A 14438-nucleotide genomic window follows, 5' to 3' on the forward strand; every position below is an offset into this window, starting at 1 on the left:
GCCGATCGACGCGGGCGAGACCGCCACCACCGCACCGGAATACCGGCTCAACGGATCGTGACCGAGCCGGGGCCCGGGTCAGGCTTCGGCTCCCGTCAATCTCCACCCCTGGGCGCGCTCGCGTTCGGCCCAGAATTCGGCGTACTTACCGGGCTGGTCGATCAGTTCCGTGTGGGTGCCGCGCTGGACGATGCGGCCCTCGTCGAGCACGAGGATCTGATCGGCGGCGGCGATGGTGTGCAGGCGGTGGGCGACCACGAGCAGGGTGCGGTCGGCGGCGAGGGTGCGCAGGGCGTCGGTGATCGCGGCCTCGTTCTCCGGGTCCAGCGCCGCTGTCGCCTCGTCGAACAGCACGATCGGCGCGTTCTTCACCAGCGCCCTGGCGATCGACACCCGCTGTCGTTCACCACCGGACAGGCTCACCCCGCCTTCGCCGACGCGGGTGTGCCAGCCGTCGGGCAGCCGGTCGACGATCTCGTCGACGCGCGCCGCCCGCGCCGCCGCCCGGATCTCGTCGGCACCGGCCTCGGGCCTGCCGATGCGGATGTTCGCCTCGATGGTGTCGTCGAACAGGTACACGTCCTGGAACACCATGGCGAGCTGGTCCATCAGCGCCTCGGTGGCCCAGTGCCGGACATCGACGCCGCCCACGCGGACCGCTCCGGTGTCGGCTTCCCAGAATCGAGCCACCAGCCGCAACAGGGTGGTCTTTCCCGAGCCCGAGGGGCCGACGATCGCGGTCAGCGTCCCGGGTTCGGCGGTGAACTCTACCTCCCGCAGCACCGGCCGGTCCCGGTATCCGAATCCGACACCGCGCAGGGCGATCTCGCCCGGCCGCGGCGCGCGCCGCACCGAGCCCTCCGGCAGCGCGGGCACCGACAGCACCTCATCGATGCGGTCGATGCTTTCCGACGCGATCCGCAGGGCGGCGGAATGGTCGACCAGTTCGATCAACGGTCCGGCGAAGCGCGTGATGAGCACCAGCAGCGCGATCAGTTCGGCGGCATCGAGCGAACCACCGAGGGCGAGAACGACACCCACCGCGATGAGCGCGACGAATGCCGCCTGCACGGCGGTCGAGAACGTCACCAGCGCGGTCACGGCTTTGCGGTTCATCGCCCCGTAGGCGCGCCGCTGCCCGGTCAGCGCGTCGGCCAGCAACCGGTTGCCGGTGCCGGTCTGCCCGAACGCCCGCAGCACCGGCTGGCGCTGGGCGAATTCGACGACCCTGGCCGCCGCTTCGACCTCGGCGTCGTCGATGGCGCCGAGACTGCGCGCGATCGCCTCCCGCGCCCGGGCGTGCGTGACGAGCAGCACCAGTCCGGCGATGAGCAGCGCCACCGCCAGGCGCGGATCGAACACGACCATGCCGACGGCCACCACCACCGGTGTGGTCACCGCGGCGATCACCGGCTGCATGAGGTGCGCGGGGACGGCGATGATGTTGGTCGTACCCTGCGACATGGCATGGGTGAGCCGGCCGGTGCGGTCGATGTCGAACCAGCTCAGCGGCATCCGGGCCAGCTGATCGGCGACCCGGTGGTGCAGGCCGAGCAGCAGGTCGTCACCGATGTGCTGGCCGAGCATCGCCTGCACGTAGTACACCGCGCTCGCCGCGACGGTGGTGGCCACCAGGGCGGTGAGCCACGGAGTCGCCGCGCCCGGATCGCCGGCCAGCAGGGGATGCAACACCGGTACCAGCAGCAGCACGCACAGGCCCTGCACGACGGCGAACGCGATCATCGCGGCGGTCCAGCGCCGGAAGCGGGGCCGATCGGCGGGATCGACCAGACCATAGAGTTTGCCGATCATCGGGCGTTCTCCTTCGTCAGTGCCTGCGCGGCCCACATCCGCGCGTATTCGCCGCCGGCGGCGAGTAGTTCGTCATGGCGTCCGGTTTCGACGATCCGACCGCGGGCGAGCACCACGATGCGATCGGCGCCGCGGATGGTGTGCAGGCGATGCGCGATCACCAGCAGGGTCCGGCCCGCGATCAGCCGCGACAGCGCATGCTGCACCGCCGCTTCCGATTCCGGATCGGCGAACGCGGTGGCCTCGTCCAGCACCAGCACCGGCGCGTCGGCCACGATCGCGCGGGCGATCGCGATGCGCTGCGCCTCACCGCCGGATAGTTGGGCGTCGACTCCGACCTCGCTGTCGTAGCCTCGCGGCAGTGCCATGATCCGATCGTGCATGGCCGCCGCCCTACCCGCCGCTTCGATGGTGGCGGCGTCCGCGTCGGGGCGGCCGAGCGCGATGTTGTCCCGGATCGAGGTGCGCAGCAATGACGTCTCCTGGAAGACGAACCCCACTCGCCGGTACAAATCGTCTTCGGCGATATCGCGAACGTCGACGCCGCCGATGCGCACCGACCCCTCGTCGACATCCCAGAACCGTGGCAGCAGCCGGGCCAGCGTCGATTTCCCGGATCCGGAGGCGCCGACCAGGGCGGTGACGCTGCCAGGGGTCAGTGTGAGATCGATGCCATCGAGGGCGTGGCCGCGCCCGTCGTAGGAGAACCGGACCCGTTCGAACTCGACCCGCGTGCCGTCGGGCACCGAAAGCGCTGCGGCGCGCGGAAGTTCGGGAGTGGTCAGCACCCCGGCGATCCGGTCGGCCGCGGCCCGCGCCACCTGCATGGCCAGCGCGCCGAATCCGATGGCCAGCACGGGCGCGCCGAGGCCGACCACGAGCATCGTGAAGGCGATGAGCTCGGCCGGTTCGGTCCCGAGCCATACGCCGCCGCACAACGCGACCGCCAGCAGCACCGGCGGTGAGATCAGCACCGAGGACACCGCTTCCAGCCGGTGCATCGGGCCGATCCACTCGCCGAGGAAGCGGGCCAGCTCGTCGCCGGCGCGCCGGTAGCGGTCCTGGGCTCGGTCGGCCTGCCCGAATGCCTTCACCACCGCGATGCCGTCGACGTATTCGATCACGGCGGCGTCGACCTTCTCGAGTTCGGCGTTCCAGCGCGCCATCCTGGCCGCCTCGTCACGCGACATCAACGCCGTCAGCACGAACCAGGCGAGCAGCGGAACCAGGCACACCAGCGCCAATCGCCAGTCCAGGACGAACAGGTAGACCAGCGCCATCAGGGGCGTGACCACCGCGGCTACCAGGTCGTTGATCGCATGCGCGACCAGATGATGGATGGCGGTGACGTCGTCGGTGAGCGCCCGCTTCACCTGCCCGGAGCTGCGCGCGGTGAACCAGCCGAGCGGAACCCGGCCGAGCCGGTCGACCATGGCGCGACGTAGCCCGGCGGCGACGTCGGCGTCGGCGCGATGGCTGAGGGTGTAGGCGGCAGCCGCGCAGCTGGTCCGCACCACGAATCCGAGCCCCGCGACGGCCACCCACCCCCACACCACGCCCCGATCGGCGGGCGCTTCCGCCAGCAGTTCGCGCGTGATCCCGACCACGGCGAGATAGGGCGCCAACGCCGCCAGCGCACCGACCAGTTGCAGGACGGCGGCCACCGCCAGCCGGCCACGCACGGGCGCGAGCACCGCACCGAGCCCGCCGCCGGTCCCCGACGGTGCCGCCGCCGCGGACTGCTCCGATACCGCAGTTCTCATGACACCCCCGAGCGAAATTAGATCAGTGTTCTAATTTGAAGTGTAGCGGAGAGGGCGCAGCGTGCAAGAGGTCTGCTGGACGTCGCGGCGCGGCAGGGTGGGGCGCCCCACCGCCACTCCCTCGTGCGCGGGCGTCGCTCGGCCCGCATGCCCGCCTTGGGAGGACCCGTTCACAGCTCGGCATCGGCGCTGATCTGCGACACCCGACCGCTCGTCAGCGGCCGCCGCCCCCTGCTCGGCGGCGGCCGAACCCTAGTCGCCTGCGCCCGAGCGCTGGTCGTCGCCCGGCGGCTGGTCCATCCCCGCCGAGGCCCGCAGAGCGTGCAACCGGAGCTCCAGTCCGTCGAGCAGGCGTTCGAGCGCATATCGGCCGTATTCACGCCGGACCCTGGCGCGTTCGGCGTCGTCGGCCGCGGCGAATTCGGCGACCATCCGGCGCATCCGCTCGGCGCCCGGCCCGGCCTCGGGATGGGTTTCCAGCAGCCGGTGCAGGCCGGTCAATCCGCCGCCGTCGGGGTCGCGGGCGCGCTGGTCGTCGAGGGCGATCAGGCCGAGGCAGGTGTTGAACGCGATCGAGTAGGCGGTGGCGGCTTCATCGCCCCAGCCGGCGTCGAGCATGCGGGACACTCCGGCATCGAGGACGGGCACGAGTCGTTCGGTCTGCGGTCCGTTGCGCAACAGCCATGCGGCGACGCCGGGGTAATCGGCCAGCTGGTCGATCATCGCGGTGAGCACCCGGTGCAGCAGGGTCCGCCAGTCGGTGTCGTCGAGCGGCAGGCGCATATCGGCGTAGACCCTGTCCACGACCGCGGCGCAGACCCTTTCGCGATCGCCGATGTGGTGGTAGATCACCGACAGCGAGGTGTCCAGCCGGGCGGTGAGGTCACGCATGGTCCAGCCGTCGAGGCCGCGCTCGGCGGTCAGCGCGACGGCGGCGTCGGTGATGGCCGCGGGGGTCAGGCCGGTCCGGTAGGCGCGTCGAGCCACGTGGCGCTAGCGGTTCTTGGCCGGGCGGTTGGTGGCTTCGCGGCGTTCGGCTTCCTTGGCCTTGATGCGAGCGTTCTCGGCCTGCACGGCGGCGTAGTTCTCGCGTTCGCGGATCAGCCATTCCGGCGGATCGGCGAGCAGGGCGGCGATCTCGTCGGCGGTCAGCGCGTCGGAGACTTCGGCGCGGGCCAGGCCGCTGTTGGAGACGCCGAGCTTGCGTGCGGTGATATCGCGCGGGAAGGGGCCGGTGCGGCGTAGGTCGGTCAGCCACTGCGGCGGGTCGGTGCGCAGCTTGTCGAGCTCGGCTCGGGAAATCGGGGTGTTGCGGAATTCCTCGGGAGCCGCCGGAAGGTAGATGCCGAGTTTGTTCGCCGCCGTCAACGGCTTCATGGTCTGCGGTTTCTTGTCCGGGCTCACCGATACAGCGTACTGGGCCCGGCCGCGGGCAGGTGGCGGCGGGCCGTGCGCATACGCTGATACGAATGAGCCGCTTCGCTTCGACCGATATCGTGCGTCTGCGCTGGTTCGTCGCGGTCGCGCGGGAACTGCATTTCGCACGGGCGGCGAAGGCGCTGCACATTTCGCGCCAGCAGCTCAGCCGGACCGTGATCGAGTTGGAGAACGAGCTGGGCACCAAGCTGTTCGTGCCGGGCGCCGGTCCCACCCAGCTCACCGATGACGGCTCCCGGCTCCTGGCCGAGGCCGAGGAATTCATCGCCGCGGCCGAGGCCGAGCACGCCGGCGACGCACCGGCCGAGATCACCGGGCTGCGGGTGGGTTTCGTGCCCGGTGTGACGGTGTCGAAGTGGCAGCGGATCTGGGCCGAACGGTTCCCCGAGACCCCGCTGGACCTGGAACCCATCGCGCAGGCCGATCAACTCACCGCCCTGCGGGAAGGCCGGGTCGATATGTGCTTCGTCCGGCTCCCCCTCGACGACGCGAGCCTGAGCGCGATCCCGCTCTACCGCGAGCTGCCCGTGGTCGTGGTGCCGAAGGAGCATCCGATCTCGGTGTTCACCGAGGTCACCCTCGCCGATCTGGCCGAGGAACACCGCCAGGACACCAGCGATCTCGACCGCGCCGCAGGCAGTATCGAACTGGTCGCCGCCGGTGTCGGCGTGGCGATCGTGCCGCATTCGATCGCCCGGCTGCACGCCCGCCGCGACGTGGTGTACCGGACCGTGACCGACGCACCCGACACCGGAATCGCGTTGGCGTGGCCGTCGGAGCAGACCACGGAGCTGGTCGAAGAGTTCATCGGCGTGGTCCGCGGCCGCTCGCCGCGCAGTTCGCGTTCGCCGTCCTCCGATCGGGCCGACTCGGCGCGCACCGGCAAGAAACCGGCCGCCGGCAGGAAGCCGGGCAAGAACGCGGCCGCCGCGAAGCAACGATCGACCGGCGCGCGCACAGGTGCCAAGAAACCCGTCCGGCGGCGTGGGCGCTAGACCCGTCGACGGCACCAACGTGACACCAACCTTTGCCCTCCATAGTTTCCGGCATCGAGGATGTCCGCAGCAGCCACGAGGAGCAGCGATGTGCTGGTTCGAACCCGAATCCGAGACCGCCACGACCGACGCCCCGGCCCCCGCACGCTGATGCCGGACCGCAGTGTCCGCGGCGATGCCACCGAGGCGGCGCGCTCGGTGTTGCGGCACGTGATCGACGAGCACGGCCCGGTGACGTTGCTGCTGAGTTCGGGCGCGGCGACCCCGATCTGCCTGCGCACCCGCGATTTTCAGCCGGACGACGGTGATGTGCTGGTGGCCCGCCTGCCCTGGCACACCGAATTCTGGATGAGCGGCGACAACTACGCCCGATACGCCCGCGATCACCTCACCATCGACGTCGGGCCGGATACCGGCGCCGCGGCCACCGCCTCGCTGGAGTCGGCCGAGGGAGCACGGTTCGTGCTGCACGTGCGGCCCCTGGATGCCGACGAGGCGGCCGCCGCCGCGGCCGCTCCCCCACCCCGAACAGGTGCGGACCGGCTGCGCTGATTCAGCGGTAAGGGTCGGTGATGTCCCGTAACCGGGTGAGCGCACGACGCAGCTGTGCCGTCGCTCGTGGTCCGAGATGCCGGCTCCATTCGTGCTCGACCTCGGCGGCGACCGCGTTGGCCACCGCGGTCGCGCGCCGACCACGCGCCGACAGCCGCACCAGGCGCGCGCGACCGTCAGTGGGATCCGGAACCCGTTCCACGTAGCCCGCGCGCTCGAGTTGATCGACCAGGAAGCCCGCGGTCTGCTTGGTGACCTGCGCCTGCTCGGCGAGTTCGGTGAGCCGGGTGCCGTCGGGGCCGATGCGCTGCACGATTCGCGCCTGAGCCAGGGTGATGTCGGCGTACCCGGCCTCGGCCAGGGCCGCGAAGACCCGGTTCTCCATCGACCGATACGGCAGGTACAGCAGCAGCCCGAGCGGCGGTTCATCGGCGGAACGCTCCACGGCAGCCCCTTCCACACTCTTGCGACAAGTCAGGTTCTCTGACTAAACTAGTCAGAGAACCTGATTAATTCTACGTGCAGGTGATGGCCATGGACCGCGAACAGAGCTGGTGGGCGATCGAGCAGCAACGCCGTGCCATCGCCGCCCTGCTCGGCGAGCTCACCCCCGCCGAATGGGATACCCCGTCACTGTGCGCCGGCTGGCGGATCCGCGACGTGGCGGCCCACGTCGCGATGACCACGCAGCCGCTCTCGCTGTGGGCGATATTGCGCGAATTCGCCCGCGCCCGTGGCGATTACAACGCGCTCGTCGACACCATGGCGCGCGCGCACGCCCGCCGCCCGACCGCCGAACTGGTCGCCGAAATCGGCGATACGGCCGCGTGCCGAGACCTGCCGATGGTCACCAACTACCGCAATGTGCTCTTCGACGTCATCGTGCACGGCCAGGACATCTCCCTGCCGCTGGGCCGGCCGATCCCGGTCCCCGTCGAGGCCGCCGCCGCGGCGGCGACCCGCGCGTATTCGGTCGGCTGGCCGGTCTGGAAGCGCAGCCGGCTCCAGGGCCTTCGGCTCAGCGCCACCGATATCGCATGGTCGGCGGGCCAGGGCAGTCCGGTCGAGGGACCCATCGTCGCACTGCTGCTCATGATCACCGGCCGCCCTGCCGCGCTCGACCAGCTCGCGGGCGCGGGCGTCGCGGAGATCGCCGCCCGCTGGGATCAACGCGTCTGAGCCGCTCAGGGCGGGGCGGGATGCTCCTCCAGCCACAACCGGGCCCGGCGCGCCGACGCGCGGCAGAGCCAGGCGTCTTCGATGATCTCGGCGAGTTCCTGCCGAGTGAGCTGGTTCAGATGCGCCGTCCGCACCAGCACCGAGGGGTGGCCGTCGAAATGCGGGGTGGTGAAGAACGGAGTGGTGCGGTCCTGCACCAGCGCCAGTTTGTCGCCTTCCGACGGCACCCAGAACATGATCACGTCGTCGTACTTCTCCCCGGTCTCCGGGTCGACGGCGTCGGGACGCGGGGTGCGGAAGAACACGAACGATTTGCCGCCCACCTGGTAGACGGCATTGCCGTGCGGACCGTCCACGCGTGTCACATGCGGCATCGCGGAGGCCAGTTCGTGCACGTCGGCCAGGCGCGCGGGCCGTGATCGACTCGGCATGCCGCCAGGGTAGGCCCGGGCGGCATACCGAGTCGACGGTTCAGCGTCCTGGCAGGAACCGCAGGTTGCGGGCGATGGTCATCAGGAACCGCTGCCACTTGTCCTGCGACAGCATCGGCGGCGGGTCGAGGTTCATGAACCGGGTGACCACGACGGTCTGCGGTTCGGTGAACTTCAGCAGCCCGTCGGCGCCGTGCCTGCGGCCGACACCGGAAATCCCCATGCCGCCCATCGGCGCACCGGTGGTCCCCCAGGCCGGCGCGTAACCCTCGTCGACACAGACGGTGCCCGCGCGCAGCCGCTGCGCGATCTGCTCGCCCTCGGACGGACTTGCCGCCCACACGCTGGCATTGAGGCCGTACTCGGTGTCGTTGGCCAGCCGCACCGCCTCGTCGACGGAATCCACCGGGTAGATCGAGACCAGCGGGCCGAAGGTCTCGTTGCGCCCGCATTCCATCTCGTCGGTGACCTCGGCGAGCACCGTCGGTTCGAAGAACAGCGGCCCGAGGTCGGGACGGGCCTTACCGCCGGTGAGCACCTTCGCGCCCTTGGACGTCGCATCGGCGACATGCTTGGACACCGTCTCCAGCTGCGATTCGGAGATCAGCGAACCGATATCGGTGGAGAAGTCGTAGGCCACACCGAGTTTCGCCGCCTCGGTCGCGGCCACGAACTTGGTGGTGAACTCCTCGGCGATCGACCGCTCGACGTAGATCCGTTCGATCGAGATGCACAGCTGGCCGGCGTTGGAGAAACAGGCACGCACCGCCGCCTTGGCCACCTTGTCCAGGTTCGCCCCGCGGGTGACGATCATCGGGTTCTTGCCGCCGAGTTCGGCGGAGAATCCGATCAGCCGCTTACCGCACTGCTGGGCCAGGGTCTGCCCGGTGGCCGAGGAGCCGGTGAACATCAGGTAGTCGCAGGAGTCGACGATCGCGGTGCCGACCACGGTGCCCGGTCCGGTCACCACGGCCAGCAGATCACGCGGCAGACCCGCACGGTAGAGCAGCTCGGCACCGGCCAGCGAGGAGAACGGGGTCTGGCTGTCCGGCTTGACCACCACCGCGTTACCCGCCAGCAGCGCCGGAATCGAATCACCGATGGACAGCAGCATCGGATAGTTCCAGGGCGCGACCACACCGACGACGCCCTTGGGCTGGGTGCGCACCTGGGCGCGGTTGAGCACCGGGAACGCGCCGGGCACCTTGTGCGGTTCCAGCAGCCCCGGCGCGACCCGGGAGAAGTAGCGGGCGGCCAGCATCAGGCCCATGACCTCTTCCTGGGCCGCCCAGCGCGCCTTACCGGTCTCGGCCTGGATGACGTCCATCAGGTACTCGCGCTCGTCGACGATCAGCGCCCGGTAGCGCTCGAAGACGGCGGCGCGTTCGGCGGCCGGGCGGGCGGCCCAATGCGCCTGGGCGGCCCTGGCTCTGGTGAACGCGTCGGCGACGTCGTCGGCGGTGCCGACCGGCACCGTGCCGAGCGGACGTCCGGTGAACACCTCGGTGATGGTTCTGCTGGGGCGTGCCTCGGCGCCGTCGATCGCCGCGAGGGCGCTCAGTCGGGCGAAGACGTCGGCTTCCGGCGCGGGCATCAGTGCCTCCTCGATGTGGGTTACTCGTCGGTACACACAATCTACCCACACCGGAGACGCCATGGTGCCCGGTGTCACAATCGCGCAGAACCGCCCGGGCGCGACGCGAGCCGGACCGGCCGCTGCCATGTCAAATCCGGTCCCGCTCAACGGGACCCGAATACCGATTCGGTCACGATGGCGTTTATGTTGTGCCGATGTTCAGAGCGAGGCTCGGTGTCCGGGCACGGATACTGGCGATCGCCCTCATTCCCAGCCTGACTCTGCTGGTAGTCGGCGTTGGTGCAGCGGGGTACCTGGTCGACCGGGGCAATCACGGCAAACAGTGGGCCGAGGCCATGCAGGCGGCCATCGACCCGACCCGTCAGCTGCTGGACGCGGTGCAGCAGGAACGGCGGCTCACCCTCACCCACCTGGCCGGAGATCCCACCGCGGCCGCGGGCCTGGCGTCCATCCGGCCCCGGGTCGACGCGGCGTTTCAGGCGTTGATCGAGGCGTCGATTCCGCTCCAGGAGCTCTCACCCGAGACCGTGGGCGCCGATGTCGGCGGCTTCGTCACTCTCGGTCAGCAGCTGGCCATGGTGCGCGATGCCGCCGACGCCAGGGCTCTGCCGACGCCGGACGCCTACACCTTCTACACCCGGGTCTTCGATGTGCTCACCATCGGCACGCAGATGGCGCAGCGGTCGGCGCCGGACCCGGCCGTGGTCGTGCAGCTGGCGTTGTCGACCCGGCTCATCTACGGCCTCGAAGCCGTCTCGCGCAGCAACGCGCTGGCCGAGGCGGCGCTGGTGAACGGCTCGGGTGTGGTCGCGCTGCCGGAGGAGTTCATCGCCCAGGCAGGCACCCATCGCACCACGCTGCCCCCGCTGGCCGCCGATCTCGAACCGGCCTTCCGAGACAAGCTGCAGGCCGTGCTGGCGAGCCCGGCCTGGCAGGTGCTCGCGTCGACCGAGCAGGCGCTCACTCAGCGCACCTTCGACCGGCCCGAGGCCACCGAGCCGTCGCAGACATCCTCCGGGGAGACCGCCTCCGGCCGCACCGGCACCCGTACCACGGCCGATGACGAACCGGCGCCACTGCCCGCCACGATCGAGCAATGGCGGGACGCGGAGGCCGAGGTCAACAACGCGCTGCTCGATATCTGGGACATGCACAACCGGCACGCCCAGCAGATGTCCCGAGATTCGGCCACCGAGTCCGCGGCCGCCTCTCTGGCTCTCGGCGTCACCGTGCTGCTCATCAGCATCGGCGCCTTCCTGGTCTCGCTGGTGCTGGCGAACCGGTTCATCCGCAGGCTGAAGCGATTGCGCGATCAGACCTTGGCGCTGGCCGACGAAAGCCTGCCCGGCATGCTCGCTCGCCTGCGCGCCGGCGAGCAGGTCGATCCGGTGGCCGAAGCGCCGCGCCTGGACTTCGGCCGCGACGAAGTCGGCGCGGTGGCAACGGCCTTCGAGCACGCGCATGCCGCCGCGGTCACCGCCGCCGTCACCGAGGCCCGCACCCGCGAGGGTGTGCGCGCGGTGTTCCTCAATATCGCCCACCGCAGCCAGATCGTCGTACACCGCCAGCTGGAGATCCTCGACGCGGCCGAACAGCGCGAAGAGGATCCGGCCATGCTGGACACCCTGTTCCGCCTCGACCATCTCGCCACCCGCGAACGCCGCAACGCCGAGAACCTGATCATCCTCGGCGGCGGTGAGCCGGGCCGTCGCTGGCGCAACCCGGTGCCGCTGATCGACCTGGTGCGCAGCGCGATCGGGGAAACCCTCGACTACACCCGGGTGCGCCTCGGCACCCTGCCGCAATCGCGGATCGCCGGCAACGGAGTCGCCGACCTGGTGCATCTGCTGGCCGAATTGGTCGACAACGCCACCTCGTTCTCGCCGCCGCAATCGCGGGTGGAGGTGACCGGCAATATCGTCGGCAAGGGGCTGGTCGTGGAGATCAGCGACCAGGGCATGGGAATGAATGCCGACGAACTGGCGCGGGTCAACGAGATGCTCGCCGATCCACCCGATTTCGGCGTGGCCACCTTGTCGGCCGATTCCCGGCTCGGGCTGTTCGTGGTCGGCCAGCTGGCCGCACGCCACGACATCTCGGTGCGGTTGAGCGAATCCGATTACGGCGGGGTGCGGGCGATCGTGCTGGTTCCGTCGAAGCTGCTGCTGCCGGGCGAGACCGGCGCCGCGCCCAGCGAGCCGGTGACCAAGCCGCAACGTCGACCGGCGTTGCCCGCGGCGAGCGAGCCGGTAACGCGCGCCGTGCAATCGGCGCCCGCACCGATAGCGACCCTGCTGGCCGACCCGCCGCCCGCGCCCACGCCCGCACCGCGGCCGGCCGAGCCGGTGGAGCGCACCGCCGATGGTCGTCCCGCTTTACCCCGGCGGAATCGGCAGACTAGTCTCGCACCGCAATTGGCGCAGCCGGTCACCCCGCAGCCCGCCTCGCAGCGACCTCGCACCGCCGAACAGGCCCGAGATCTGATGTCGGCCATCGAGAACGGCACCAGACAAGGTCGCAAGCCGCTGCCCGCCGACGATTCCGTCGCGCCGGCGCCGCCGAGCTCGACCCCGAAGGAACAGGAAGGCTAAGTGTCCACTTCCCCCGCAAGTGATCTCAACTGGCTGCTCGACGATCTGGTCGAGCGGCTGGCCGGCGTCCGGTACGCGGTCGTCCTGTCCACCGACGGTTTGCTGCTCGGTCATTCCGACGGGATCGCCCGTGAGGACGGCGAGCATTTCGCCGCCATGTCCTCCACGCTCTACGGTCTGGCCCGCAGCGCGGGCAGCCGGTTCGACGGCGGCGGGGTACGTCAGGCCGTCATCGAACTCGACCGCGCCGTGCTGTTCGTGACCTCCGCGGGCGATAACGCCTGCCTGGCTCTGCAGGCCTCGGAGACAGCGAATCTGGGCATGGTGGCCTATGAGATGAACCTGACCGTGCAGCGGGTGGGCAATTACCTGTCGACCACCGCCCGCAATGGCGCCGCCGAGGTCGAATCCCAGGCGTGATGTGGTGGGTTCGTTATGACGCGTATGGGTGAGCCGTGGTTCGACGAGGCGGCGGGTCCGCTGGTGCGGCCCTATGCGGTGACGCGTGGGCGCACGATGGGCGCCGCACACGATCTGGACATGCTCACCGCGGTCGTCGCGGCGCGTCCCGCACCGACCATGCGGCGTGTCGAACCCGAATACGCGCAGATCGTCGCGGAGTGTGTGCAGCCGCGATCGGTGGCAGAGGTGGCGGCCACCTTGAAACTGCCACTGGCAGTGACCAAGATTCTCGTCGGAGATCTGATCGGTGACGGGCACCTGATCTTCCGGGCTCCGGTGCAACCGGAGGCCGGGCCCGGCGACCTCAACGTATTGCGAGCGGTACTGGATGGAATCCGAAAAATTTGACCCTGCCCGGCTCGACCCGAACGGGGTGCCGCATCTGGCTGCCTCGGTGAAGGTTCTCATCGCGGGCGGATTCGGTGTCGGCAAAACGACACTCGTCTCCGCCCTGAGCGAGATCACGCCGCTGCGCACCGAAGAGATGATCACCGAGATGAGCGCCGGGGTCGATGACCTGTCCGGTGTCGAATCCAAGACCACCACCACGGTGGCACTGGATTTCGGCCGGATCACCATCGACAGCGATCTCGTGCTGTACCTGTTCGGTACGCCGGGACAGGACCGGTTCTGGTTCCTGTGGGATGAGCTGGCCCGCGGCGCGCTGGGCGCGGTGGTGCTCGCCGACACCCGCAGGCTCGGCAACTCCTTCGCGGCGATCGACTACTTCGAACGCCGCAAACTGCCGTTCCTGGTGGGCGTCAACTGTTTCGACGGCGCACCCCGCTACACCACCGACGAGGTCCGCGACGCCCTGGACCTCGACCCGGAGACCCCGGTGATGCTGTGCGACGCCCGTGACCGCGTCTCGTCGAAGAACGTCCTGCTCAGCCTGATCGAACACCTCATCGACCGGGCCACCCGAGCCCACGTCACCACCTGACCGCCGCCCGGGAGGGCAGGCGGTGCGCCGCGGCAGCGCGGTGCGGCAGATCGGCCCGTCGCCGGGCAGACTGCGGCGGTTCGGATCGCGGAGGGAAGCCCGCGGCGGTTCGGCCCGCCCAATGCGGCCTGCAGCGGCTCGGCCCGCACACGACCGCCCGCAGCGGGGCTCGGCCCGCACACGACCGCCCGCAGCGGTTCGGCCCGCACTGAGCTCCGGGCGACGGCTCGTCCGCAGCGGGCAGCCCGCCGCGGGCAGACGGCACGGTCAGAACGGTGAGTTCGCGCGAACACCGGTGCGGCGCAAGGTCAGTTGGTGTGGCGTTCGGTGGCGAGGTGATGGCCGCGGATACCGTCGACGGTGAGGTCGTCGAGGCAGCCGGTGAGGCGGCGTTCGGTATGCGGGCCGAGGGCCGGTTCGAGGACAACGGTCCAGCGGGTGCCGTCGTTGGATGGACCCGCGACCAGGCGGACGTGGTTGGCGATGCTGGCGCATTCCTCCCACAATCGCAGCGCCGCAGCGGGACCCGGGGTCCGCGCGCGGGCGTCGAAATGGATGATGGTGCGGCTACCCGCTGCCCCGCTGTCGGTTTCGAACTTCATGCTCGTCGCCATCGCGGACAGGCCCGCGCCGGTGACGATCGCCAGCAGCGCGAGCACCAGCACCCGGCGCACGG

At 70.1% G+C, this 14438-nt stretch carries 15 protein-coding genes; 7 read left to right on the top strand and 8 right to left on the bottom strand.

Annotation, left to right across the window (positions count from 1 at the left end):
* Nucleotides 1–78: 78 nt before the first annotated feature.
* The 4 genes from AC4HOU_RS02515 to AC4HOU_RS02530 all read right to left on the bottom strand — a co-directional run bounded on the left by AC4HOU_RS02515 (nt 79) and on the right by AC4HOU_RS02530 (nt 4979).
* Complete coding sequence (locus AC4HOU_RS02515; protein ID WP_195019527.1) at nt 79–1812, bottom strand: ABC transporter ATP-binding protein; 1734 nt, start codon at nt 1810–1812, stop codon at nt 79–81.
* Nucleotides 1809–3575 carry an ABC transporter ATP-binding protein gene (locus tag AC4HOU_RS02520; protein WP_195019528.1) on the bottom strand — a complete coding sequence of 589 codons (1767 nt, stop codon included), beginning with the start codon at nt 3573–3575 and terminating at the stop codon, nt 1809–1811. The genes AC4HOU_RS02515 and AC4HOU_RS02520 overlap by 4 nt, the downstream gene beginning before the upstream one ends.
* Nucleotides 3576–3827: 252 nt before the next feature.
* Nucleotides 3828–4562, bottom strand: coding sequence for a TetR/AcrR family transcriptional regulator (locus AC4HOU_RS02525; protein WP_195019529.1), 735 nt, complete (start codon nt 4560–4562; stop codon nt 3828–3830).
* Nucleotides 4563–4568: 6 nt separating this feature from the next.
* Nucleotides 4569–4979 (bottom strand): DUF5997 family protein, encoded by a 411-nt coding sequence (locus AC4HOU_RS02530; RefSeq protein WP_163810785.1) that lies wholly within the window; start codon nt 4977–4979, stop codon nt 4569–4571.
* A 65-nt stretch (nt 4980–5044) separates the two neighbouring features.
* Between AC4HOU_RS02530 and AC4HOU_RS02535 the strand changes: the two genes are divergently transcribed.
* Together AC4HOU_RS02535 and AC4HOU_RS02540 are read left to right on the top strand one after the other, a co-directional pair.
* On the top strand, nt 5045–6007 hold the full coding sequence (locus tag AC4HOU_RS02535) for a LysR family transcriptional regulator (RefSeq protein ID WP_195019530.1): 963 nt from the start codon (nt 5045–5047) through the stop codon (nt 6005–6007).
* 90 nt (nt 6008–6097) lie between these two features.
* Complete coding sequence (locus AC4HOU_RS02540) at nt 6098–6559, top strand: DUF779 domain-containing protein (RefSeq protein ID WP_195019531.1); 462 nt, start codon at nt 6098–6100, stop codon at nt 6557–6559.
* A gap of 1 nt (nt 6560) precedes the next feature.
* Here the strand turns inward: AC4HOU_RS02540 and AC4HOU_RS02545 are convergent, their stop codons facing one another.
* Nucleotides 6561–6944 carry a MarR family winged helix-turn-helix transcriptional regulator gene (locus AC4HOU_RS02545; RefSeq protein WP_163811111.1) on the bottom strand — a complete coding sequence of 128 codons (384 nt, stop codon included), beginning with the start codon at nt 6942–6944 and terminating at the stop codon, nt 6561–6563.
* 149 nt (nt 6945–7093) lie between these two features.
* On the opposite strand from AC4HOU_RS02545, the gene AC4HOU_RS02550 reads away from it, so the two are divergent.
* A complete protein-coding gene (locus AC4HOU_RS02550) occupies nt 7094–7738 on the top strand; it encodes a maleylpyruvate isomerase family mycothiol-dependent enzyme (RefSeq protein WP_195019532.1) in 645 nt (214 codons plus the stop codon).
* A 5-nt stretch (nt 7739–7743) separates the two neighbouring features.
* On the opposite strand, the gene AC4HOU_RS02555 is transcribed toward AC4HOU_RS02550, so the two are convergent.
* Together AC4HOU_RS02555 and AC4HOU_RS02560 are read right to left on the bottom strand one after the other, a co-directional pair.
* Nucleotides 7744–8169 (bottom strand): MmcQ/YjbR family DNA-binding protein, encoded by a 426-nt coding sequence (locus tag AC4HOU_RS02555; protein WP_195019533.1) that lies wholly within the window; start codon nt 8167–8169, stop codon nt 7744–7746.
* A gap of 40 nt (nt 8170–8209) precedes the next feature.
* Nucleotides 8210–9763, bottom strand: coding sequence for a succinic semialdehyde dehydrogenase (locus AC4HOU_RS02560; protein ID WP_194991754.1), 1554 nt, complete (start codon nt 9761–9763; stop codon nt 8210–8212).
* A 197-nt stretch (nt 9764–9960) separates the two neighbouring features.
* Here AC4HOU_RS02560 and AC4HOU_RS02565 point away from each other — a divergent pair, with 197 nt between their 5' ends.
* The 4 genes from AC4HOU_RS02565 to AC4HOU_RS02580 are packed head-to-tail and all read left to right on the top strand — an operon-like array spanning nt 9961 to nt 13762.
* Nucleotides 9961–12357 (top strand): sensor histidine kinase, encoded by a 2397-nt coding sequence (locus tag AC4HOU_RS02565; protein ID WP_195019534.1) that lies wholly within the window; start codon nt 9961–9963, stop codon nt 12355–12357.
* Nucleotides 12358–12777, top strand: coding sequence for a roadblock/LC7 domain-containing protein (locus AC4HOU_RS02570; protein ID WP_163810771.1), 420 nt, complete (start codon nt 12358–12360; stop codon nt 12775–12777). It abuts the gene before it with no gap.
* Nucleotides 12778–12792: 15 nt separating this feature from the next.
* A complete protein-coding gene (locus tag AC4HOU_RS02575) occupies nt 12793–13167 on the top strand; it encodes a DUF742 domain-containing protein (protein ID WP_036536933.1) in 375 nt (124 codons plus the stop codon).
* The gene (locus AC4HOU_RS02580; protein ID WP_048833441.1) at nt 13148–13762 is read left to right on the top strand and encodes a GTP-binding protein; all 615 of its coding nucleotides are present in this window, start codon (nt 13148–13150) and stop codon (nt 13760–13762) included. The genes AC4HOU_RS02575 and AC4HOU_RS02580 overlap by 20 nt, the downstream gene beginning before the upstream one ends.
* A 308-nt stretch (nt 13763–14070) precedes the next feature.
* On the opposite strand, the gene AC4HOU_RS02585 is transcribed toward AC4HOU_RS02580, so the two are convergent.
* On the bottom strand, nt 14071–14436 hold the full coding sequence (locus tag AC4HOU_RS02585; protein WP_163810769.1) for a hypothetical protein: 366 nt from the start codon (nt 14434–14436) through the stop codon (nt 14071–14073).
* Nucleotides 14437–14438 lie beyond the last annotated feature (2 nt).

The organism is Nocardia sp. JCM 38205, from assembly GCF_058222935.1.

What these genes read in the sequence shown, in the direction of transcription:
- AC4HOU_RS02515 (WP_195019527.1), bottom strand. Translation starts at nt 1,812, where the DNA reads ATGATCGGCAAACTCTATGGTCTGGTCGATCCCGCCGATCGGCCCCGC.
- AC4HOU_RS02520 (WP_195019528.1), bottom strand. Translation starts at nt 3,575, where the DNA reads ATGAGAACTGCGGTATCGGAGCAGTCCGCGGCGGCGGCACCGTCGGGG.
- AC4HOU_RS02535 (WP_195019530.1), top strand. Translation starts at nt 5,045, where the DNA reads ATGAGCCGCTTCGCTTCGACCGATATCGTGCGTCTGCGCTGGTTCGTC.
- AC4HOU_RS02545 (WP_163811111.1), bottom strand. Translation starts at nt 6,944, where the DNA reads ATGGAGAACCGGGTCTTCGCGGCCCTGGCCGAGGCCGGGTACGCCGAC.
- AC4HOU_RS02550 (WP_195019532.1), top strand. Translation starts at nt 7,094, where the DNA reads ATGGACCGCGAACAGAGCTGGTGGGCGATCGAGCAGCAACGCCGTGCC.
- AC4HOU_RS02555 (WP_195019533.1), bottom strand. Translation starts at nt 8,169, where the DNA reads ATGCCGAGTCGATCACGGCCCGCGCGCCTGGCCGACGTGCACGAACTG.
- AC4HOU_RS02560 (WP_194991754.1), bottom strand. Translation starts at nt 9,763, where the DNA reads ATGCCCGCGCCGGAAGCCGACGTCTTCGCCCGACTGAGCGCCCTCGCG.
- AC4HOU_RS02565 (WP_195019534.1), top strand. Translation starts at nt 9,961, where the DNA reads ATGTTCAGAGCGAGGCTCGGTGTCCGGGCACGGATACTGGCGATCGCC.
- AC4HOU_RS02575 (WP_036536933.1), top strand. Translation starts at nt 12,793, where the DNA reads ATGACGCGTATGGGTGAGCCGTGGTTCGACGAGGCGGCGGGTCCGCTG.
- AC4HOU_RS02580 (WP_048833441.1), top strand. Translation starts at nt 13,148, where the DNA reads ATGGAATCCGAAAAATTTGACCCTGCCCGGCTCGACCCGAACGGGGTG.